This is a genomic window from Paenarthrobacter sp. NPDC018779 (assembly GCF_044391085.1).
In the GTDB taxonomy this organism is placed as follows: Bacteria; Actinomycetota; Actinomycetes; order Actinomycetales; family Micrococcaceae; genus Arthrobacter.
The window spans coordinates 129424-150595 of the sequence record NZ_JBIRZS010000008.1 but is presented as its reverse complement, the minus strand read 5'-3'; the positions used below and the strand labels follow the sequence as shown (position 1 = coordinate 150595).

Sequence of the window (21172 nt, the reverse complement as noted above, 5' to 3'; positions counted from 1 at the left end):
CCGTCCTTGCCGATGATGAGGTCGCCTTCCCAGTGCCCTGGTACCGCGCGGTCTTCGACCTCCGCGGGGCGGTCAGCGATCATGACCATTCCCTGGATTCTGCCGCGGCGTTCGTCAGGGCGGCGTTGGGGTTTGCGCAAGGTCCGGCCGGTGCGCAGGCTCTTTACCAGTTCCCGTTTCAGTCCGCCCCGGGACTCAAGATAGAGGGACTGGTAGATGGTCTCGTGTGACACCCACATCTCCGGGTTGTTCGGGTGGTCCTTGCGGAGCCGGCCGGCGATCTGGACCGGTGAGTCTTTCTTACCGAGTCGCTTTTCGACTTCCTTGCGCAAGGCTTCGTTGCTTTTGAGCTTAGCGGTCTTGGGCCTGGCCGCCCTTGCGTGGGCCCGGGCATGGGCAGTGGTGGCCCGGTAGTAGTAGACCTCATCGGCGTTACGACGCAATTCCCGAGATATCGTCGAGGGCGACCGGTCCAACCGCCTGGCGATCTCACGGACGGATTCCTTACCCCTGAGCAAAGCGATCTGCTCGCGTTCATCAAAGGACAACGAACGCCCGGTAAGGATCCGGCCCCTGCGTGGCCGGATCCCTCCCGAGGACCTCAATTCACGCCGCACAGTCGTTACGGACCATCCGACGAACTCTCCCGCTTCTTCAAAGCGGGAACCGTCCGCTACCTGTTGCCAGAACCCCTGAACAACCTCAGCAACCAAACGACTCGAGAACTTCACCACGGCAATCGACACCCTTCAATAATCAGGTGTTGCGATCACCGCATGATTCGAAGCGTTCAAAACGCGCACAAATGCGACCCAGTTGGGTACACCGTCATGTGACGCATTACTCCGTCGAACAAAGTCATATTTCGCCGCATCAAGACCTCACTTAACGAAATGGGAATCCCGACGTCGCCCCGTTGAGAACTATTGATTGACATTTCACGAAACTGGAATCCAAATTCCGAGTGCCGCTAACTTTTGATGACTAATCAAAAGCCTTTGGGTGCTTCGTTGCAGGGTTTCCTGTCTTGTCATGCACCCGGACAGAAAGCTCACCGGCATGACAACACAGCAAACAGAAACCGCCACCACCATCCAGGCGTACCTTGGGCAACTCCCGGAGAACATCGAAGTCCTCGAACCAAGCTTGGAAACCAGCCGCTACAGCTACGACGCCGCCACCGCCAAAACCGCCGCAGGAACACAAGCCCCAGGCCCCGCCGTCGTATTTCCCGCAACAGCAGCCGACGTCCAGGTCGCCGTGAGGCTGGCGGCAGAACTCGGCATCACCGTGGTTCCCCGGGGCGCCGGCAGCGGCCTCTCGGGCGGGGCCACCGCAAGCGAAAACCAAGTTGTCATTTCCACTGAAAAGCTCAACCGGATTATCGAAGTTTCACCGCTGGATGAGGTTGCCGTAGTGGAACCGGGCGTCATCAATGCCGAACTGAACAAGCACCTGGAATCCCACGGACTTTTCTACGCACCCGATCCTGCAAGCTTTGATATTTCCTCCATCGGCGGCAATATCGCCACCAATGCCGGCGGGCTCCGCTGCGCGAAATACGGGGTGACCCGGGAATCGATCCTGTCCCTCGACGTCGTCCTCGCCGACGGCAGCCTCATCACGGTTGGCCACCGCTCCATCAAGGGCGTCACCGGGCTGGACCTGACGTCCCTGTTCGTCGGTTCGGAGGGGATCCTTGGGATCGTCACCAAGGCCACCGTCAGGCTCCGTCCCGTTCCTGTGGCCCGGAAGACCGTGAGTGCCTTCTTCGACAGCACGGCGGAGGGCACGGACGGCCTTGCAGCAATCACCCTTTCGCCGGTGCGCCCGGCCGCGATCGAATTCTTCGACACCCCGAGCCTGGCGAATATCGACGCCCACTCCGGAACGACGCTGCGCGAGCGAGGCGCCGCACTGATCCTGATCGAACTGGACGGGTACGGCATCGGCGACCAGGCCACTGACATCGCCACGGCACTCAGTGCCGTCGGCGGCCGGGTGACAGTTGAAGCGGACGACGACGGTGTGCGGCTTTGGGAGTTGCGGCGCAGCGGACGCGGCCTCCCGCACGACAAGTGGTACATCGGCGAGGACATCGCGGTGCCCAAGTCGCAGCTTGCCAAGGTCTACGCAGCCTTTCCGGCGCTGGAAGCCCGCTTCGGCGTCGACATTTCGGCGGTGTCACACGCCGGCGATGGAAACCTGCACCCACTCATCACCCTGGACAAAACGCCCGATGACGGCCCTAAGCCGCCTGCCGCGCTGTTGGAAGCAGCCACAGAACTCGTGAAGGTGGCGCTCTCCCTCGGCGGCACAGTCACCGGCGAACACGGCGTAGGCACCGTCAAGAAGGAATGGGCCGCACTGGAGCTGTCCCAGCGCAGCCGCGAGCTGCAGCACGCCATCAAGGCAGCGATTGACCCGCAACAGCTTCTCAACCCCGGCAAAGCAATCTAGCCAACCAGCACCACCCGGCCACCCCAACGGCCGTACCCAACGCATCCAAGGAGCAACCATGAACACCTTCGCCACCCCCGAATTCCGCAGGCGAGCCTTCCTCGCGGGCCTCGGTGCCCTGTCAACCTCGGCATTCATCACCGCCTGCGGCGGGCCTACCGCCAGCACCGGCACCAACGGAGGCAGCCCTGTTGAAGGCGGCAACATCACCTTCCTGATCCAGGGCTACGACACCGGCTGGGTCTCCAGCAAGACCTCCATTTCCAGCTACGAGGGCAACCTCTGGGGCCAGATCACGGACAAGCTGGTCTACGTCAACGAAAAGGGCGAGCTCAGCCCCTGGGTCGCCGAGAAGTGGGAGGAGCTCAACGGAGCCAAAGACTTCGTCCTGCACCTGAAGGAGGGCGTCACGTTCTCCGACGGAACCCCGCTGGATGCCGCAGCGGTGGTGGCCAACCTCAATGCCTGGGCCAAGGGCGATTCGGCACGCGGCATCAGCAAGGTGGGATTGTTCCCGTCCACCAACTTCGTCTCCGCCGAGGCGGCCGACCCCAAGACGGTCAAGGTTTCCTTCTCCTCCCCCGCGCTCGGGTTTATCGCCACCCTGGCGTATCACGGCTGCATCCTGCTCTCGCCGAAGACCCTCGCATTGCCGGTCGAGGCGCAGGCGGACCTCAGCCAGGAAATCGGCAGTGGACCCTTTGTGGTGAAGTCCTGGAAGCAGGGCGACAGCTACGTGCTGGAGAAGCGCAAGGACTACAACTGGGGCCCGGCGGCACTCGGCCACACTGGACCGGCCCGCCTGGACACCATTACCTACAAGGTCATCAAGGACACCTCCGTCCGGACCTCCACGGTGGTTTCCGGACAGGCGGATGTTGCGTTCAACATAGAGCCGCAGGAAATCGAGTCCCTGAAGGCCCAGGGCTTCACGGTGGGAACGCCCCGCTACCTCGGCTTCGTCGATGGCTTCCAGGTGAACACCACGGCCTTCCCCACCAATGAACTCGCCGTCCGCCAGGCCATCCAGCACGGCATTGACCGTGAAGAGATCCGCAAGACCGTCTACACGGACGACTGGAACGCGGCCACCACGTTCATCCAGGGCAATGTCCCGGAGGCGGGCGAGTTCAGCGACTCCTTCAAGTTCGATCCGGAGAAGGCCAACAAGGTCCTGGACGACGCCGGCTGGGCCAAAGGCTCCGACGGTTACCGCACCAAGGACGGAAAGACCCTCGAGTTCACCCTCACGCCCAACCCGTATGTCCCTTCCACCAAGGCCGAGGACGAGCTCATTGCCCAGCAGCTTAAGAAGGTAGGCATCAAGGTCAACCTCAAGGTGGTGGACGTCGCCGGCTACGCCGCAATCCAGGCCAGCAAGCCGCCGCTGTTCCAGACCTCGCGAAGCTTCGTCGACGTCGGCACGGTAGCCGGTGTCCTGACCAGCCAGAACAAGGGTGAGGACTGGTTCAGCGTTGGTACCAGCGACCAGAAACTGAACGACCTTTCGACGGCGATCGCCACCGCCTCGGACCGCGCCTCCCGGGAGAAGGTGGCGGACGAACTGCAGAAGTACGTGCTGGAGCAGGGCTACTTTGTACCCCTTAACCAGCTCGTCCAGCGTCTGTACCTGATCAACCCGAAGATCAAGGACGTCCAGTACAACGGCCTGGCGTACGCGAACTTCTACACCGCCTGGATTTCACAGTGACCAGCGACTATCGGCGCTTTGCCCTGACGCGTGTGGGCCAGGCGGTCATCGTGGTCCTCCTCGCCTACATCCTGACGTTCCTGGTGATCAGCGTGCTTCCCGGCGACGCCATCACCAATTCGCTGCGCGATCCGCAGCACGGACTCAGCGAGGAGGACATCCAGCGGATCGTGTCCTACTACGGGCTCGATCAGCCGGTGATCGTGCAGTTGCTCCTGTCACTTGGCCGTTTCCTGACGGGCGAACTCGGTTTCTCCTTGCAGTCCAACCTTCCGGTGACCCAGATCGTCGGGGATGCACTGCCATCAACCCTGACCCTGGCGTCGAGCGCCCTGGTCATCGCGATCGTTTTCGCCGTGGCCATCGCCTACGGCGCCCAGTACCTTCCGGGAAAGTGGGGCGCGGTTGTCCGTTCCATCCCGTCGCTCTTCCTTTCCGTGCCGAACTTCGTGATCGGCCTCATCCTGATCGAACTCTTCGCCTTCCGCCTGCACTCCTTCACCACCACTGATCCCAACAGCCCAGTGGCCACACTCTTTGCAGCCATCACCCTGGCAATCCCTGTCTCGGCGCCGTTGGCCGAGGTCCTGATTGCCAGCCTGGACCACGAGTCCCGGCAGGAGTACGCAGTGGTGGCACGCTCCCGTGGCCTGACGGAAGCCAGACTGTTCGCGAAGCACTTGGTGAAGCCATCGGCGCTGCCCTCCGTGGCGATGGTGGCCTTGATCGTCGGTGAACTCCTGGGTGGCTCGGTCATCACCGAAACCATCTTTGGCCGCGACGGCATCGGCACCGTGGTCCAGAAGGCCGTGACGGGTGAAGACCAACCGGTGCTGCAAGCAGTGGTTTCCCTTTCAGCCGTGGTGTTCGTGGTGGTCAACCTGCTGGCGGACCTGGCCTCACCGCTGCTGGATCCGCGCGTCAAACTCCGGGAGAAGGTAAGCGCATGACCGCCCTGCTCAGCAACCCCCAGCTCAACCAAGCAGAACCTGCGCAGCGGAAACTGACGGACGGCCTCCCGCCCGTGACGGTCCTCCTGTCCTTCGCCGTGGTTCTCCTTGTGATCCTGTGGTCCCTGGTACCCGGTCTCTTCACGCACTACAGCCCCGTTACGGGCGATACCGCAAGCAAGCTGGCCGCACCCAGCACAGCTCACTGGTTCGGCACCGACTACCTTGGCCGCGACCAGTACGCACGCGTTGTCTACGGCACGGCCTCCTCTGTCACGAGTGCCTTGGTGGCCGTCCTGATCGGCTTGGTAGTTGGCAGCATCATTGGCCTCGCGGCAGGTTTCCGTGGCGGCTGGGTCGACTCGATCCTCGGCCGTTTCGTGGACGTACTCCTGGCCATCCCGGGCTTCCTCCTGGCTGTGGTCATTGTGAGTTCCCTTGGGTTCCAGACCATCAACGCCGCCATCGCAACGGGAGTGTCCGCCGTCGCCGTCTTTGCCCGGCTGATGCGTGCAGAAGTGCTGCGCGTCCGCGGCGCAACCTACGTCGAAGCGTCCTATCTGGAAGGCGGCAACCGGCTTCACGCCTTGTTGGGGCACATCCTCCCCAACGCGTACCGCTCCGTGCTGGTCCTGGCCGTCCTGCAGTTCGGTACATCCATCCTGGTCATCGCATCGCTGGCTTTCCTTGGCTATGGCGATCCTCCTCCGGCTTCGGACTGGGGCCTGTTGGTGGCCTCCGGCAAGACCTACGTCACGGCTCCATGGCTCGTGTACGCACCGGCGCTGGTCATCGTCATCACCGTCTTGTCCGTGAACCGCATCAGCCGCTGGCTGCGAAAGGCGAAGTGACATGAGTTCCCTCTTAACAGTGCAAGGTTTGTCGATCGCGTACGGCCGTGCCGCCGTCGTCCATGACGTGGGCTTTTCGCTCGCCAAAGGTGAGAGCCTCGCGCTGATTGGCGAATCCGGCTCCGGAAAATCGACCATCGCCAAGGCCGTCCTCCGGCTGCTCCCGCACGACTCCACCGCCACCGGGAAAGTGGAGTTGAACGGCAAGGACCTCCTGTCCCTTCCGGAGAAGCAGTTCCGGCCCTTCCGCGGCCGTGAGCTCGGCTTCATCCCGCAGGATCCGGCGTCGGCCCTCAACCCCGTGCGGACCATCGGCGCCCAGGCCCACGAGGCCGCCGCGCTGCTGGGCGAAACGGACCCCGAGGTCCGGCGCACCAAGATCCTGGAGGTCCTCGAGCAGGTGGGATTGCCCGATCCCGGCCGCGTGTACAACTCCTACCCGCACCAATTGTCCGGCGGTATGCTGCAGCGCGTCCTCATCGCGCTGACGGTACTTCCGCGGCCGTCACTGATCGTCGCGGACGAGCCCACCTCCGCCTTAGACGTCACGGTGCAGAAGCTCATCCTGGACATGCTGACCGAGCTCCGCCGCGAACTGGACATCAGCCTGCTCCTCATTACCCACGATCTCGCCATAGCGGCGGAACGCACTGACTCTCTGGTGGTGCTGAAGGATGGCGCGGTCCAGGAAAGTGGTCCGTCGCGCGAAATTTTCGCCGCGCCCGCAACGGAGTATGCGCGCAACCTCCAGGCAGATGTGCCCGCCCTGCACCCGGACAGGTACCGGAACCAGCGGTTAACGCACGACGACGGCTCCCGGACTGACGCTTCAGGGTCACCTGATGGGCCCGCACAGATTGATGTGCGCGGGGTAACCAAGCGGTTCCATGCCGGCGGGAAGGACATCGTGGCCGTGGATGGCGTCTCGTTCTCCGTGGAACGGGGACGGACGCACGCACTTGTCGGCGAATCCGGATCGGGCAAAACCACCGCCGTCCGGTTGCTGCTCGGGCTGGAACAACCCGACGGCGGGGAGATCGCCGTCGCCGGCCAGCCGACGTCGGGCAGGTCCCGGAACGAAGTCCGCGAGATCCGCCGCCATCTCCAACTCGTGTACCAGAACCCCTTCACCTCCCTGGATCCCACGTGGAAGGTCAGCAAGATCGTCCAGGAACCCCTGGACCAGTTCGGGGTGGGCACCAAGGCGGACCGGGCCCAACGGGTCCTCGAAGCATTGGAAGCCGTTGGCCTTCCCGCCTCCGCGGCGTCACGCAGGCCGGCAAACCTGTCCGGTGGCCAGCGGCAACGCGTGGCTATCGCCCGCGCGCTGGTGGTGCGTCCCGACGTCGTGGTCTTGGACGAACCCACGTCCGCGCTCGACGTGAGCGTCCAAGCGGGAATCCTGGAATTGCTCTCCAAGCTGCAGCGCGAACTTGGCCTGACGTACCTGTTCGTCTCGCATGACCTCGCGCTGGTCCGGCAGGTGGCGGACACCGTTTCCGTGCTCAGGCGTGGGCAGGTAGTGGAAGACGGCCCCGTGGAGGACATCTTCCTGCGTCCCCAACATCCCTATACCCAGGCACTGCTCCAAGCGATCCCGCTGGCCACGCCTGTCCGGGACAACACAGAAGCCAAACAACTAGCGGAGGCATCAGCATGACCGTGAACCTGACCACCAACCGCCGGCCCGCCCTGCTCGAGGCGTTCACCGCGCCCCAGGGATTCGGCGACGCAACACTGCGCGACAAGCGTGCAGACGCCATCGAACTCCTGGGCGGCATCCCGGATCCCAGTGTGTTGCCCACAACGGAACTGGCGGCGGCCACTGCGCGAGTACTGGCCAAACCGGGAGTCCCCGCGCTTCAGTACTCGCGGACTGAAGGCACTTCTCCGCTGCGCGAGTGGATCGCCGAACGCGAGGGCGTCTCCGTTGATCGCATCCTCATCACCAACGGCGGCTTCCACGGCTTGTCCCTGGCCATCCAGTCCGTGGTGGAACGTGGCGACCTTGTTGCCGTGGACAATCCCATCTTCCCGTTGTTCCTGCGGGGGCTGCAGCTGTCCGACGCCAAGACCCTGCCTGTGTTCGTGGGCCCGAAGGGGCTGGATGTCGACCATCTCAGCGATCTTCTCCGCAGCGGTGCCCGGCCATCCGCGCTCTACACCGTGCCGGACTTCCACAACCCCTCGCAGGGAACGCTCCCGGGTGAGGCCCGATGCGAGTTGGTGAGGCTGGCCGAGCACTACGGATTCGTGATCCTGGCGGACAACCCTTACCGAGAGCTGCGTTTCTCCGGAGAGCAGGAGAGCGTGGAGGAGTTCAACAACTCGGACCACGTACTCCACATCAACACGTTCACCAAGACCTTGGGCCCCGGCCTCCGTCTCGGCTGGACTGTCACCCCTGAGCACTTGGCGCGTGATCTTGTGGCCCTCCGGAGCCGGCAGGACTCCCACAGCTCCACGTTGGTCCAGGCGGTCATCGGCGAACTCGTGACGTCCGACCCCGGAATTTTCGACGCCACTCTTGATAAGGCGCGCGCCCTGTACCGGAGCCGTGCCGAGACCCTTGTGGCGGCGTTGGACCGGGAAGCTCCCGGGGCGTTCGAGTCCGTCCTGCCCGAGGGCGGGCTCTTCTTGTGGCCACGACTGGCCGACGGGTCAGTGGATCCGGACCAGCTCGCCGCTGATGCCAACGCCGAAGGTGTTGAGTACCAGCGGGGTTCGTTCTTCCCGTCCGGACCTGGCACCGAAGCCGACCGCCACCTCCGCCTGGCCTACGGCGACGTGTCCGCGGAGAAACTTGAAGAGGCCGCGGCCCGCCTTGGACGTGCCCTGAAGCGCCAGGCGTAGCCCATCTGGATCGCAGTTCAGGTCGTTGCCAGCCCTGGGAACGGCCTGAACTGCGACTTACTTGGGGGATACAAACGAAAAGAGCCCCGGTCCTAAGACCGGGGCTCTTTCAGATTGCGTGCGCGAGGGGGGATTTGAACCCCCACACCCTTTCGGATACTGGCACCTGAAGCCAGCGCGTCTGCCGTTCCGCCACTCGCGCGCAACTTCTTTTTCAGGACTCTGACCGGTAACCGGCTTCGCTTCCTTCAAAAGCAGCGAGATCAAGCATAACGGACACTTTGGGCAAAACACCAATCGGCCGCCGCAAGGGCCCTGGGACGACATTTCGGGACACACGGACAAGGCCGCAAAGGCAGCCAACAACAGCTGAACAGCGAGGAAATTTAGTCGCTGCCCCGGCCCGCCACGACGGGCATGTGGCGAACTTTTCCGGGTCGCAAGGCGTTGTGGATTAAGGCCATTCCCAGTCACTCCCAGTAGTATCGGGAAGTGAAAGGGCCGTTTGGCGCTCACTTCAGTGTGTGCACGGACGGGACCATGGACCGACTATCGAGCCAGGCACCGCGTGTGCCGCGACGAAGAAAGGAGAAGGACCATGGGTCTGCTGGACAAAGTGGAACGCGGCATTGAAAAAGCCGTCCGCAACGTCTTCTCCACGGGGTCGCGGGCACGTGTTGAGCCGGTGGAAATCGCCAGCAAACTGCGGCGCGAACTGGACAACCAGTCCATCACCATTGCGGCGGGACGCACCCTCGCCCCCAACGTTTTCGATGTCCTCCTCAGCAATGACGATTTCACCAGGGCACAGGAATGGGGCACGCCCCTCGCCGAGGAACTCTGCGATGTTGTTATCCAGCATGTGCGCAGCCAGGGCTACACGCTGCAGGGTCCCGTGCGGATCTCCTTCCGCCGGAATGAGGAAGAGCGGGCCGGTCACTTCGAAATCGCCTCCCGGACCGAAAAGTCCGACGGCGGCGCTCCCGCCCCGCAGGCTCCGCGGCCAAACCTTCCAGCGGCACCGGCCCGGCAGCCCACCAGGCTCCAACCTGTCCTGGATATCGGCGGCCAGCGGTACTCCCTCAATGCCCAGTCAGTTGTGCTGGGTCGCTCCTCGGAAGCAGACATCCTGGTGGATGACACCGGTGTTTCGCGGAAGCACCTTGAGGTCCGTACGCAGAACGGCACCACCTGGGCCGTAGACCTTGGCTCCACCAACGGCAGCTACGTCAATGGCCACAAGGTAGACGGCAGCGTGGAACTCACAGACGGCTCAACCATTACGATGGGACGTACCAAGATTATTTTCCGCCTTCTCCCCCAAAACCCGGGTGGCAACGCGTGAACGACATCAGCGAACTGACAATCACCGCTCTTCGCTTCGGTTTCCTCTTGCTGCTGTGGGTCTTGATCTTCAGCATCGTGTCCACCATGCGCCGCGACTTCCAGATCGGACGCAAAGCCGTGACGGGCACGCCCACGGCGCGCGAGGTCCGCAAGCATCCGGAGTTGGCTGCCTCTCCGCCGCCCGCCATCCAGCATGCCCGGAACCTCGTGGTCACCGAAGGACCGTTGAAGGGCACCACGCTTCCCCTCGCAGCCAGTCCCATTCTGTTGGGCCGCGCGCAGGAAGCCACGCTTGTCCTGGAAGACGACTACGCTTCAGGCCGCCATGCCCGTCTGTTCCCGCAAGGCAGCCGTTGGTTCATCGAGGACCTTGGCTCCACCAACGGCACCTATCTGGCCGATCAGCAGCTCACCCGCGCTTTGCCGGTGGAGCTTGGCGTCCCCGTGAGAATCGGCAAGACGGTCATTGAATTGAGGCCGTAGTCCATGGCCGCCCCCCAGACCACCGAAGGCAAGGAAACGCCGGCGGAGCGCCCCCTCATCATGCGCTACGCGGCGCGTTCCGACGTCGGCCGGATCCGTTCCAAGAATGACGACTCCGCTTACGTGGGCCGCCATCTTGCCGTCGTCGCCGATGGCATGGGCGGCCACGCCGGTGGTGACGTGGCCTCGGCATCCACGGTCCTGGACATGATCCACCTGGATCACGACGATTACCCGGACGGCGCAGACACTGTCCTCGCGGACGAAATCCAGACCGCGAATTCCCTGCTGTCCGAGCTTGTCCACCAGAATCCCAAGCTTTCCGGCATGGGCACCACCGTTACGGCGCTGCTGCTTGAGGGCCGCAAGCTGCACTTCGCCCACATCGGGGATTCACGTGCCTACCGCCTGCGCAACAAGAAGTTCGAGCAGGTCAGCATCGACCACACCTTCGTGCAGCGCCTCATTGATGAGGGTCGCCTGCGCCCGGAGGAAGCCGAAACACATCCCCACAAGAACGTCCTGATGCGCGTCCTGGGCGACGTTGACGCGAGTCCCGAGTTGGACCTGGACATCCTGGACGTCGAACCGGGCGAACGCTGGCTGCTGTGTTCGGACGGCCTGAACTATGTGGCCGGACATGTAGTGGAGCGTAAAGTCCGCGAGATCAAGGACCTCCGCGAGTGCGTGGAAACCCTGGTGGACCTGACCCTTGAAGCCGGCGCCCCGGACAACGTCACCGTCGTGATGCTTGAGATCGTGGAAGAAACGGACGACGACGTCAGCACGGCCGCCGTCGACGTCATACCTCCCGCGCCACCCGCCCAAGCCGAACAGGCGGACACGGTCACCGCCAGCAAGTCTGCGGAAGAAACGCCAGCTTCGAAGGATGCGGCGGCGAAAGCCGCAACGGGCAGCAAGGAACCCGCCGCGGGTTCCTCGTTCAGTGCCCACGGACCCGGCACCGGGGATACTGATTCCGCAGATCCTGATGCCCCAGGCAAGGAACCGGACAAGGACCACTCCGCCGAGGACAAGGAACCGCCCGCCACGACGGATCCCAACCTGGGCGAGCACCTGTCCGCCGAGGTCCTGCGTGAGGAGCTCGCCAGCCGGCCCCACGAGCTGGTCGGCGCGGCGGCGACGGCTGCCGAGACCGGCTCGATTCCCACAGTGGCAGGCCGCACGGTGGCCCGCCGGGCAGCAACGGTCCTGACGCACAAGGCCGAACAGGACCGCCTTGAACTCGAAGAACCCCCGCGGCGCCGCATCCGTTGGCTCATGCCCGCCGTGGCCGCCGTCGTGGTCCTTGGCGTGGTGGTGGGCCTGTGGCTCGGCTATGCCTGGACCCAGACCCGTTACTACGTTGGCGAGTTCGACCAGCGCGTTGCCATCTACAACGGCATCTCGCAGCGGCTCGGTCCCATCCAGCTTTCGCGGTTGGAGTCGGTGACGGACCTTCGCGTCGACTCACTCCCTGAATACGGCCGCCAGAGCGTCCGGCAGACTGTTCCCGCCGGAGACCTGGACGACGCCCAGCGGATTGTGGAGAACTTGAAGAATTACGGCAGCGCTTCGGCAAGCTGCCCCAGCTCTTCCCCCACCGCAACTCCCACCCCCTCCCCAAGCACCAGCGTTCCTGTTCCAAGCACGGCAGCGATTGCCACACCAACGCCCTCGCCCGTCCCGACTCCATGTGAGGCGGCAAAATGATCCAGACTGAAACAACTCCCAAGCCCCGCCGGAACGTTGAGCTGGTGCTCATCGTCCTGGCCCTGGCCGTGGGCATCGGTGCGAGTGCTTTGGTGAGCATCAATTCCGACTCCGGTCTGGACAGCGATTTCTGGTTCCAGTCCAGCTTGCTTGCAGTTGCAGCGTTCGCCTTTCACGTGGTCCTCCGTCTCCGCGCAAAATATGCCGATCCGGTAATACTCCCGATCGTCGTTGCCTTGAATGGCCTGGGCCTCGCGCTGATCCACCGCATGGATGCTCCGGGCGAAGACACAGGGAACAACCAGCTCCGTTGGACCCTCATCGCCATGGCAGTTGCCATCGCCGTGATCTGGTTCCTCAAGGACCACCGCGTCCTGCGCCGGTTCACGTACATCTCCTTGGCGGCCAGTGCGTTCCTGCTGATCCTTCCCTTGGTTCCGGGCATTTCAGCTGGTGAGATCCTCGGGGCACGAGTGTGGATCCGCGTTGGCCCCATGACATTCCAGCCTGGCGAAATCGCCAAAATCACCCTCGCAATATTCTTCGCCGGGTATCTATCCTCCAACCGGGACCTGATCCTGCTGGCCGGACGCAAGATCGGCCCCATGCAGTTCCCGCGGTTCAAAGACCTCGGCCCCATGATTACCGCCTGGCTGGTGAGCATCGGCGTCTTGGTCTTCCAGCGTGACCTCGGCTCGTCCATCCTCTTCTTCGGCCTGTTCATCGTCATGATCTACGTGGCCACCAGCCGTATCTCCTGGGTGGTGATCGGCCTCGCGCTGATTCTTGGCGGCGGCTTCATAGCGTCCAGGATCTTCTCGCACGTTGCATTCCGTATCGACAGTTGGATCAACGCCTTCACCCCGGAAGTCTTCGGACGGTCACCCGGCGGCAGTGGACAGATTGTCCAAGGCCTGTTCGGCATGGCCGACGGCGGGCTCGTGGGAACGGGACTGGGCCAGGGCAGGCCGGACCTTGTTCCCTTTGCCAACAGCGACATGATCGTGGCACTCATCGGTGAGGAACTCGGCCTGATCGGCCTGTTCGCCGTGGTGATGCTCTACCTGCTGCTGTTCACCCGCGGCTTCCGTGCCGCACTGGGCACCCGGGATGCCTTCGGAAAGCTCCTTGCGTGTGGCCTGTCCTTCGCCATCGCCCTGCAGTGCTTCGTGGTGATCGGCGGTGTGACCCGTTTGATCCCGCTGACCGGCCTCACCACGCCGTTCCTCGCAGCAGGTGGCTCGTCGCTCCTGGCCAACTGGATCATTGTTGGATTACTTCTCATGATTTCCAACACGGCACGGGGTCCAGTGGACACTACACCCATGGTCAACAGGCCACCGGCAACCAGCAGCACCCCGGCTGCCCGTAAGCCGGCCACCGGACAAACCCCCAGCACACCAACAGAGGCGGTGAAGCAGCAATGAACCAGGCTATTAGGAGTTCGTGGATGGCTGCCGTCGCCATGTTTGCCTTGATCCTTGGCGCCATCAGCTACGTGCAGGTGATCGGTGCCGACGATCTCAACAAAAATCCTTGGAACCAGCGAGCCATCCTCGCGTCCTTCTGCAATGACCGCGGGGCCATCATCGTGGCCGGCACGCCGATCGCCGAATCTGTCACAGGGACCGAATCGTGCGCCTTCCAGCGCAAATACACCCAGCCCGAGCTGTACGCCGGCATCACGGGTTACTTCTCCAAGGGCTTTGGTTCCACCGGCCTTGAGCAGTCCATGGGAGATACCCTCGCGGGCAACTCGGACCAGTTGTTCCTGGACCGCGTCAGCCAGATGTTCCTCGGGAACGAGCCCAAGGGTGCCTCCGTGGAGCTGACCTTGGACCCCGCCATCCAGAAGCTTGCCTATGACCTGATCCCGGACGACCAACGCGGCTCCATTGTGGTGACAAACCCGAAGACCGGCGCCATCCTGGCCATGGTCTCCAAACCGTCCTACGACCCCAACCTGATCGCCACCCATGACACCAAGGCGGCGCAGGCCAATTACAACGAGCTGAACCAGATTCCGGGCATCAACCTGAACCAGAACGTGAGCGGCCCCACGGGCAACCTGCTCTCTCCGGGCTCTGTCTTCAAGCTGATCGATACCGCTGCGGCGTTGAACTCGGGGAAGTACAACAAGGACAGCGAACTCCCGAACCCCGCCAGCCTGCCGCTCCCGGGATCCAGCGCAAGCCTCCCCAACTATGCCGGCGGTAACTGCAATGTCCGGGAGACGGCGTCGTTCTCCTTCGCCCTGGAGCAAAGCTGCAACACGCCGTTCGCCAGCATCGCGCTGGACCTTGGCCAGGACGCCATCCGCACCCAGGCCGAGAAGTTCGGTTTTGGGGACAACTTCGGTGACCAGTTGAAACTCCAGATGGCGCCGAGTGTCTTCCCGAAGGACCTTGACCAGGCACAGTTGGCACAGTCTTCGGTGGGCCAGCGCGACGTCAAGGCCACCCCGTTGCAGATCAACCTCATGACCGCGGCCATTGCCAACGGCGGCGTGCAAATGAAGCCAAACCTCGTCAAGACCGTCAGGTCCCCGGATCTCCGCGTTATCAGCGAGACCAAGCCCGAGGCCCTCCGCACCAGCACCACGGCTCCCATTGCCGGCCAGATCACCGAGTGGATGACCAGCGCCGTGGACAACGGCATCGCCAACGGCGCCGCTGTTTCCGGCGTCAAGGTGGCCGGCAAGACCGGCACCGCGGAGCTGGGCGATTCAGGCCTGAACAACTCATGGTTTACCGGGTTCGCCCCGGCAAACGACCCGCAAGTGGCCGTCACCATCGTCATGGAAGGTGTGGATGTGCTCAGCGGTGCCAAGCTAACCAGTCCGAACGCAAAGAAGATTTTTGAGGCGGTGTTGAATAAGTGAGACCTACTTCGGGAATCACACTCGGCGGCAGGTTCCAGTTGACCAGTCGCATTGCGATTGGTGGCATGGGCGAGGTCTGGAAGGCCAAGGACCAGATCCTTGGCCGGATCGTGGCCATCAAGGTGCTCAAGGAGGAATACACCGGCGACCCCGGGTTCCTGCAGCGCTTCCGTGCCGAGGCCCGCCACACCGCACTGCTCAACCACGTGGGTATCGCCAACGTTTTCGACTACGGCGAGGAAGCCGGCTCCGCGTACCTGGTCATGGAGCTTGTTCCGGGCCACCCGCTCAGCGCCATCCTTGAGCGCGAGCAGGTGCTGTCTCCGGACATGACGCTCTCCATCATTTCCCAGACGGCACGTGCCCTGGCCGTGGCGCATGCACAGGGCCTGGTGCACCGCGACATCAAGCCGGGCAACCTGTTGATCACGCCGGACAACCGCGTCAAGGTAACGGACTTCGGCATCGCCCGCCTCGCGGACCAGGTGCCCCTGACCCAGACCGGACAGGTCATGGGCACAGCCCAGTACCTCGCACCGGAACAGGCCACAGGCCAGACCGCTACGGGGTCCTCGGACATCTACTCGCTGGGTGTCATCGGCTATGAGTGCCTCACGGGCCACCGGCCGTTCTCCGGCGAGTCGCAGATTGCCATTGCCCTGGCCCAGGTGAATGATGCTCCGCCGCCCCTGCCGGAGACGCTTCCCACCCCGGTGCGCGCGCTGCTCATGTCCATGCTGGCCAAGGACCCCAAGAACCGCCCCGCCAACGCCATCAAGCTGGCGGAAGCCGCCGAGGCCATCCGCAACGGGGACATCGCCACGGCCCACGCCGCCGTTCCCGGCATGCTCCTCTTCGAGGGCGCCACCGGCCCCATCACGGCTCCTGTCAACACAGCCACGGCCCCCACGGGCGTGGTTGCCTCGCCGTTCGGAAAAGAGCAGTCCACGACGGCGACCTCCGCACTTCCGGTGGTTGGCGCCGCCGCTGCCGGGGCTGCTGTGGGCGCCGCGGCCGCTTCGTCGGACAACGCGCTGACCCGTGCCAACGCCTTGGAAGCAGAGCGCCAGCTCAACGACGACGAGACCGTCTACAGCGACGATGACGGCAACTACGACGACCAGGAACCGGAGCGCAAGAAGCGCAGCCCGTGGACCTGGCCGCTCGTGGCGCTGATCCTGCTGGTCCTGTTCGCGCTGGTTGGATTCCTGATTTCACAGTCCGGCTTCTTCTCGCCGAGCCCCAGCCCCAGCAGTTCCTCGTCCAGTCCCAGCGTGTCCTCGAGTCCCACCAGCAGCTCGGCTTCACCAACGCCCTCGCAGACGTCGCAGACGCCGACTCCTTCGCAGTCCACGCCGGACAAGATCAATGTGATCCCGGAGCAGTTCCAGGGACAGCAATTCCCGAAGGTCAGCTCGGAATTGCGGGCAATGGGCTTGGGCGTCAACGGCCAGGAGGTCTTCAGCAACACCGCCGCGCCGGGCGAGGTCATCAGCCTCAACCCAACGGGTCCCGTTGACCCAGGCACCACCATCACCGTCCAGTATTCCAAGGGTCCTGAGATGGTGGCTGTCCCGAGCATCGGCGTGGGCTTGCCCGAAGACCAGGTACGCGGGCTCATCGAGGGAGCAGGCCTTCGTTGGGTAGCTGGCGATCCCGTCAACGGTTCCCCAACGCAACAGCCCGGGACGTTCGTCCGGTCTTCGCCGGCCGCGGGCACCAACGTGGAAGCCGGCTCGCTGGTTACCTACTACCTGTCCAAGTCCGTGGTCCCCACGGGCCCCTCGTCGTCGTCCAGCGCGAGCCCCAGCGCCCAGGCAACCAAGTAGTTCACCATGTCAACGTCACGGCCCGGTCCGGCACACCGAGAGGAAAGCACGCCTGTGTCTGAACAGCGCATCCTCAACGGTCGCTACGAACTCGGTGAGCTGATCGGCCGTGGCGGCATGGCAGATGTATACCGCGGAACGGATACGCTCCTTGGACGGACCATTGCGGTCAAAGTCCTCCGGGCGGACCTCGCCCGTGATCCGCAGTTCCAGGCCCGCTTCAAACGCGAAGCGCAAGCCGTAGCTGCGCTCAACCACGCCTCCATCGTGGCCATCTTCGACACCGGGGAGTACTCGGTTCCCGGCGGCCCCGGAGAGGACGTACGCGTCCCGTACATCGTCATGGAGTTCGTCTCAGGCCGTACCTTGCGGGACATGATCAAGGCCAAAGAGCTGACCGTCGAGGACTCCATTGGCTATACCCTCGGTGTGCTGTCCGCCCTTGAGTACAGCCACCGTGCGGGCATTGTCCACAGGGACATCAAGCCCGCCAACGTGATGGTGTGCGGAGACAGTGGCGACGTGAAGGTCATGGACTTCGGCATCGCCCGCGCCATGGCGGATTCGTCCGCCACCATGACCCAAACGCAGGCCGTGGTGGGAACGGCGCAGTACCTGTCGCCGGAGCAAGCCAGGGGCGAGACCGTCGATGCCCGCAGCGACCTCTACTCGGCTGGTTGCCTGCTCTTTGAACTCCTGACGGGTCGTCCGCCTTTCGTGGGCGACAGCCCGGTGTCCGTGGCCTACCAGCACGTGCGGGAAACTCCCGATCTTGCCAGCGCCCACAACCCCGAGGTTTCCGAAGCCCTCGATTCCGTCCTGACCAAGGCCCTGCAGAAAAACCGCAGCGACCGTTTCCAGGACGCCGCGGCCTTCCGCCGCGCCCTCAGGGCAGCGAGCAACGGCATCCCGGTACCGGCTGTCGCCGCCAGCGAGGCTCCTACGGATCCCAACGACCTTGTGGATGACGAAGGCCCCGCAACCCAACTGCTGAGCGCCACCGCCGTCGGGTTCCTCGACGTGGACCAGATCAACGAGGACCCCGAGCGGGCCGGCTACAACGAGCCGCAGGCCTACGCCACCCGGGCCCAGGAGGAGCCGCTTCCCCTGGGCCTCCCACCGGAACGGGAGCGGACCCCACGGCAGAACTCCCGCCGTCGTGCTTGGGCGGCTACGCTGGCCATCTTCACCATCCTGGTCCTTGCCGGCGCCGGATTCTGGATCTACAGCGTGGTCAACACACCCCCGCCCGCGCCCGCCAAGGTGGCTGTTCCCACGGTGGCCAACATGTCCGAGTCACAGGCAATCCAGGAGCTCTACGGCGCCAAGCTGGTACCAAAGACTGCACGGGTGGCCAGCGATTCGGTGGCCAAGGACATGGCCATCGGCACGTCACCCACGGCCGGCACCTTGCTGGAGCAGAACGCGGAAGTGACCCTCAACATTTCCAGCGGACCCAGTTCGGTGACGATCCCCAAGGACATTGCCGGGCGAACCGAGGCGGACGCACGCGACTATCTGAAGCGACTGGGAATCACAGGCAACATCTCATCGGTGCGCACGCATAGCCCTACGGTCCCCATCGGTTTGGTCATCACCACAGGTCCCGCACCCGGAGCACCCATAGCTGCCGGGTCCAACGTGGAACTGCAGGTCTCCTCCGGCAAGGTCCTCATGCCGCAACTCATTGGCCTTGCACAAACAGAAGCCGAGGCCCTCCTGAAGGAAAACGGCCTGGTGATGGCCGTCGTCGAGCAGGAAAACAGCCAAGTGGAACCCGGCAAGGTGACCGCCCAGAGCGACGCTTTCAACGTCGAAGTGGATCAGGGCAAGACCATCACTGTGACAGTGGCCAAGGCGCCGGCCCCGAGCCCCACTCCCACACCGACGCCCACGGACAAGCCGAAGCCCTCGCCGTCAGCCACCAAGAAGGATTGACGAGCGCCCTGACGGTCGCGCCCACCAGCCTCCGCGTGCTGCTCCTTCGTCGCTTTGACGCACGCTTCCGGCTGCCGGCTCGCGACAGTCCGTACTCTCCGGCTTAGTGCTGGATCAGCGGGCTCAGCTTGGCGGCACGTTCGGCGGCACCCTGCATGCCGAGTGACTCCAGCCAGTTGCCAAGCATCTGGTACCCGCCTTCGGTGAGCACGGATTCCGGGTGGAACTGCACGCCACAGAGCGGTGCGGTCTTGTGCTGCAGTCCCATCACCACGCCGTTCGTGGTCTCTGCCGTGATCTCCAGGACGTCCGGGATTGAGTCGCGCACTGCCGCCAGCGAGTGGTAGCGCGTAGCCGTCACCGGGGAGGGGAGGCCTGCGAAGACACTCTTGCCTTGGTGTTGTACTGGCGACGTCTTGCCGTGCATCAGTTCAGGGGCGTGCGTCACCACGCCACCGTAAGCCTCGGCGAGGGCTTGGTGGCCCAGGCAGACGCCGAACATTGGTTTGCTGTTTTCGCCACACCACTTGATGAGCTCAATGCAGACACCCGCTTCGGCAGGCGTGCCGGGACCGGGTGAGACAAGGACGCCATCGCGGGCCGCCGCGAGTTCCTTCGCTTCAGCGAGCGTCACGTCGTCGTTGCGGACCACGGTGGTTTCGGCGCCGAGTTCCTGCAGGTATCCAACAAGGGTGTAAACGAAGCTGTCGTAGTTGTCTACGACCAGGATTTTTGTTGTGCTCATGGCTGCTGTGCTGCACCAATCGTTGAGTCGGTCAGGGTGGTGAATTGGGAAAACCAAGGGAAAAGGAACTCGACCATAAGTACCAGGGCCGCTCCCACGAGGACCACTGAGGTCAGGATCCGCACCCACAAGGGGCCGGGAAGGTTACGGAAAATCCAGGCGTACATCCGTTATCCCTTTCCTTGGGCTCGGGCTACCAGGGCGGCAATGTCCGACGGCGGTCCGGCTGACGAAGGTTGCCAACTGTCCAGTACCGAGTAGGCGATGATTCGTTCCTGTGACCCGAAACGGGGGTTGCAACTGGTCATGGTCAGGATGCTTTCGCTGGGGGTGGCCCCTTGTTGGGTAGGGACGGGCAACAACACGTCGGTCCGGCTCGGAAGCACGATCTGGTTGTTGCGGAAAACGTAGGTGTAGTAGCCGTCTTTGGTCTGGACGTAGATCTTGTCGCCGGGTACCAGGGTGTGGATGCTGTCCAGGACGGCACCGTGGGTTTGCCGGTGCCCGGCCACGGCAAAGTTTCCAACCGCTCCGGGCATGCTGGTGCTTCCGTAGTGCCCCAGGCCCAACGTGTCCAGGACGTCGGATCCGGTGCCCTCAATGATGGGGCGCGTGTATGTTGCCCCGAAGCGGGGAACGTACATGATGCCGATGGTTCCGCCGTTGCCCGGTGCCGTACCCACCACGGGCTTGCCGTAGTCTGCCGGCGCGGCGGGCGTGATGGGCCCGGTGAATTCCTGCGCGAAGCTCTTGACGGCCTCGGTCTGCTTCGCGTCGGCCTCTACGTTGGTCCACCAAAGTTCCCAAGCGACGAAGAGGAGCAGGACCACGCCGGCTGTGATGAGCAGTTCGCCGATGATCTGGCTGATTTTGCGGACGACATCCATGGGCCGGAGCTTCCGGCGCGGGGCTTTGGTACTCCGGCTTTCGGCAGACGGCACAGCAGCAGCGGCTGAGGTCTGCTGGTGCGCCACGGGCTCTCCTCGTCTGGGGATGCGGGCGGCGCAACCGGCCCATTGGTTACGGCTAGACTTGACAGCTAGACCAACCCGGAACGCCGCTGGCCGTTGACCGCTGGAATTTTCCTTCCTGCAGGATATCAAGGCAGGCTGCGACGGGTTTATGTGAACCAGCCAAGGAGGATCCGTGCCCGAGTCCAAGCCCCGCAAGCGGCCTGCCCGTCAGGAACAGCAGACTTCCGCCGCGCAGCAGTACAAGCCGAATCCGGTCTGGTACAAGCCGGTGATGTTTGGCCTCATGATCATCGGCCTCATCTGGATCATCACCTTCTACATCACTGAAGGGCAGTTCCCGGTCCGGGATTGGGCCTCGTGGAACATCGTGGCTGGCTTCGGCATTGCGATCGTCGGCTTCCTCATGACCACCCGCTGGCGTTCCTAGAAACTCCAAC

At 63.6% G+C, this 21172-nt stretch carries 18 protein-coding genes and 1 tRNA gene; 14 read left to right on the top strand and 5 right to left on the bottom strand.

Annotation, left to right across the window (positions count from 1 at the left end; genetic code table 11):
* On the bottom strand, positions 1-746 hold a 746-nt coding region (locus ACH488_RS11400), incomplete at its 3' end, for an IS30 family transposase (protein ID WP_397324262.1).
* A gap of 313 nt (positions 747-1059) precedes the next feature.
* Here ACH488_RS11400 and ACH488_RS11395 point away from each other — a divergent pair.
* Genes ACH488_RS11395 through ACH488_RS11370 form a run of 6 tightly spaced genes read left to right on the top strand, consistent with a single transcriptional unit; the run spans position 1060 to position 8825 of the window.
* Positions 1060-2460 carry an FAD-binding oxidoreductase gene (locus tag ACH488_RS11395; RefSeq protein WP_397324260.1) on the top strand — a complete coding sequence of 467 codons (1401 nt, stop codon included), beginning with the start codon at positions 1060-1062 and terminating at the stop codon, positions 2458-2460.
* 58 nt (positions 2461-2518) lie between these two features.
* Positions 2519-4171 carry an ABC transporter substrate-binding protein gene (locus ACH488_RS11390; protein WP_397324258.1) on the top strand — a complete coding sequence of 551 codons (1653 nt, stop codon included), beginning with the start codon at positions 2519-2521 and terminating at the stop codon, positions 4169-4171.
* Entirely contained in the window at positions 4168-5121 is a 954-nt protein-coding gene (locus tag ACH488_RS11385) for an ABC transporter permease (RefSeq protein ID WP_397324256.1), read from the top strand. The genes ACH488_RS11390 and ACH488_RS11385 overlap by 4 nt, the downstream gene beginning before the upstream one ends.
* Positions 5118-5972, top strand: a complete 855-nt coding sequence (locus ACH488_RS11380; RefSeq protein WP_397324255.1) for an ABC transporter permease — start codon at positions 5118-5120, stop codon at positions 5970-5972. The genes ACH488_RS11385 and ACH488_RS11380 overlap by 4 nt, the downstream gene beginning before the upstream one ends.
* A gap of 1 nt (position 5973) precedes the next feature.
* Complete coding sequence (locus ACH488_RS11375) at positions 5974-7632, top strand: ABC transporter ATP-binding protein (protein WP_397324253.1); 1659 nt, start codon at positions 5974-5976, stop codon at positions 7630-7632.
* Complete coding sequence (locus ACH488_RS11370) at positions 7629-8825, top strand: PLP-dependent aminotransferase family protein (protein WP_397324251.1); 1197 nt, start codon at positions 7629-7631, stop codon at positions 8823-8825. The genes ACH488_RS11375 and ACH488_RS11370 overlap by 4 nt, the downstream gene beginning before the upstream one ends.
* A gap of 119 nt (positions 8826-8944) precedes the next feature.
* Here ACH488_RS11370 and ACH488_RS11365 read toward each other — a convergent pair.
* Positions 8945-9027, bottom strand: a tRNA-Leu gene (locus ACH488_RS11365).
* Between the two features lie 396 nt (positions 9028-9423).
* On the opposite strand from ACH488_RS11365, the gene ACH488_RS11360 reads away from it, so the two are divergent.
* The 7 genes from ACH488_RS11360 to pknB are packed head-to-tail and all read left to right on the top strand — an operon-like array spanning position 9424 to position 19016.
* Positions 9424-10170 carry an FhaA domain-containing protein gene (locus ACH488_RS11360; protein WP_397324250.1) on the top strand — a complete coding sequence of 249 codons (747 nt, stop codon included), beginning with the start codon at positions 9424-9426 and terminating at the stop codon, positions 10168-10170.
* A gap of 5 nt (positions 10171-10175) precedes the next feature.
* Complete coding sequence (locus tag ACH488_RS11355) at positions 10176-10655, top strand: FHA domain-containing protein (RefSeq protein WP_387437643.1); 480 nt, start codon at positions 10176-10178, stop codon at positions 10653-10655.
* 3 nt (positions 10656-10658) lie between these two features.
* A complete protein-coding gene (locus ACH488_RS11350; RefSeq protein ID WP_397324248.1) occupies positions 10659-12368 on the top strand; it encodes a PP2C family protein-serine/threonine phosphatase in 1710 nt (569 codons plus the stop codon).
* Positions 12365-13795: an FtsW/RodA/SpoVE family cell cycle protein gene (locus ACH488_RS11345; RefSeq protein ID WP_397324247.1), complete on the top strand. Its 1431-nt coding sequence runs from the start codon at positions 12365-12367 to the stop codon at positions 13793-13795. Before ACH488_RS11350 ends, ACH488_RS11345 begins: the two co-directional genes overlap by 4 nt.
* A complete protein-coding gene (locus ACH488_RS11340; RefSeq protein ID WP_397324246.1) occupies positions 13792-15249 on the top strand; it encodes a penicillin-binding transpeptidase domain-containing protein in 1458 nt (485 codons plus the stop codon). Before ACH488_RS11345 ends, ACH488_RS11340 begins: the two co-directional genes overlap by 4 nt.
* Positions 15246-17078, top strand: a complete 1833-nt coding sequence (locus ACH488_RS11335) for a protein kinase (RefSeq protein WP_397324244.1) — start codon at positions 15246-15248, stop codon at positions 17076-17078. Before ACH488_RS11340 ends, ACH488_RS11335 begins: the two co-directional genes overlap by 4 nt.
* 6 nt (positions 17079-17084) lie before the next feature.
* Entirely contained in the window at positions 17085-19016 is a 1932-nt protein-coding gene (gene pknB / locus ACH488_RS11330) for a Stk1 family PASTA domain-containing Ser/Thr kinase (protein ID WP_397324242.1), read from the top strand.
* Between the two features lie 103 nt (positions 19017-19119).
* Here pknB and ACH488_RS11325 read toward each other — a convergent pair whose 3' ends face one another.
* The 3 genes from ACH488_RS11325 to ACH488_RS11315 are packed head-to-tail and all read right to left on the bottom strand — an operon-like array spanning position 19120 to position 20648.
* Positions 19120-19761, bottom strand: coding sequence for an aminodeoxychorismate/anthranilate synthase component II (locus ACH488_RS11325; protein WP_397324241.1), 642 nt, complete (start codon positions 19759-19761; stop codon positions 19120-19122).
* Positions 19758-19928 carry a hypothetical protein gene (locus ACH488_RS11320; RefSeq protein WP_397324240.1) on the bottom strand — a complete coding sequence of 57 codons (171 nt, stop codon included), beginning with the start codon at positions 19926-19928 and terminating at the stop codon, positions 19758-19760. The genes ACH488_RS11325 and ACH488_RS11320 overlap by 4 nt, the downstream gene beginning before the upstream one ends.
* Positions 19929-19931: 3 nt before the next feature.
* Positions 19932-20648: a class E sortase gene (locus ACH488_RS11315; protein ID WP_397324268.1), complete on the bottom strand. Its 717-nt coding sequence runs from the start codon at positions 20646-20648 to the stop codon at positions 19932-19934.
* 259 nt (positions 20649-20907) lie between these two features.
* On the opposite strand from ACH488_RS11315, the gene ACH488_RS11310 reads away from it, so the two are divergent.
* Positions 20908-21162, top strand: a complete 255-nt coding sequence (locus ACH488_RS11310; RefSeq protein WP_387437502.1) for a cell division protein CrgA — start codon at positions 20908-20910, stop codon at positions 21160-21162.
* The last annotated feature ends 10 nt before the right edge of the window (positions 21163-21172 follow it).

Excerpts from the sequence above, each read along its gene's own strand:
- pknB (WP_397324242.1), top strand. The coding sequence starts at position 17,085 with ATGTCAACGTCACGGCCCGGTCCGGCACACCGAGAGGAAAGCACGCCT.
- ACH488_RS11370 (WP_397324251.1), top strand. The coding sequence starts at position 7,629 with ATGACCGTGAACCTGACCACCAACCGCCGGCCCGCCCTGCTCGAGGCG.
- ACH488_RS11315 (WP_397324268.1), bottom strand. The coding sequence starts at position 20,648 with ATGGATGTCGTCCGCAAAATCAGCCAGATCATCGGCGAACTGCTCATC.
- ACH488_RS11320 (WP_397324240.1), bottom strand. The coding sequence starts at position 19,928 with ATGTACGCCTGGATTTTCCGTAACCTTCCCGGCCCCTTGTGGGTGCGG.
- ACH488_RS11345 (WP_397324247.1), top strand. The coding sequence starts at position 12,365 with ATGATCCAGACTGAAACAACTCCCAAGCCCCGCCGGAACGTTGAGCTG.
- ACH488_RS11375 (WP_397324253.1), top strand. The coding sequence starts at position 5,974 with ATGAGTTCCCTCTTAACAGTGCAAGGTTTGTCGATCGCGTACGGCCGT.
- ACH488_RS11390 (WP_397324258.1), top strand. The coding sequence starts at position 2,519 with ATGAACACCTTCGCCACCCCCGAATTCCGCAGGCGAGCCTTCCTCGCG.
- ACH488_RS11350 (WP_397324248.1), top strand. The coding sequence starts at position 10,659 with ATGGCCGCCCCCCAGACCACCGAAGGCAAGGAAACGCCGGCGGAGCGC.
- ACH488_RS11360 (WP_397324250.1), top strand. The coding sequence starts at position 9,424 with ATGGGTCTGCTGGACAAAGTGGAACGCGGCATTGAAAAAGCCGTCCGC.
- ACH488_RS11380 (WP_397324255.1), top strand. The coding sequence starts at position 5,118 with ATGACCGCCCTGCTCAGCAACCCCCAGCTCAACCAAGCAGAACCTGCG.
- ACH488_RS11325 (WP_397324241.1), bottom strand. The coding sequence starts at position 19,761 with ATGAGCACAACAAAAATCCTGGTCGTAGACAACTACGACAGCTTCGTT.
- ACH488_RS11395 (WP_397324260.1), top strand. The coding sequence starts at position 1,060 with ATGACAACACAGCAAACAGAAACCGCCACCACCATCCAGGCGTACCTT.
- ACH488_RS11340 (WP_397324246.1), top strand. The coding sequence starts at position 13,792 with ATGAACCAGGCTATTAGGAGTTCGTGGATGGCTGCCGTCGCCATGTTT.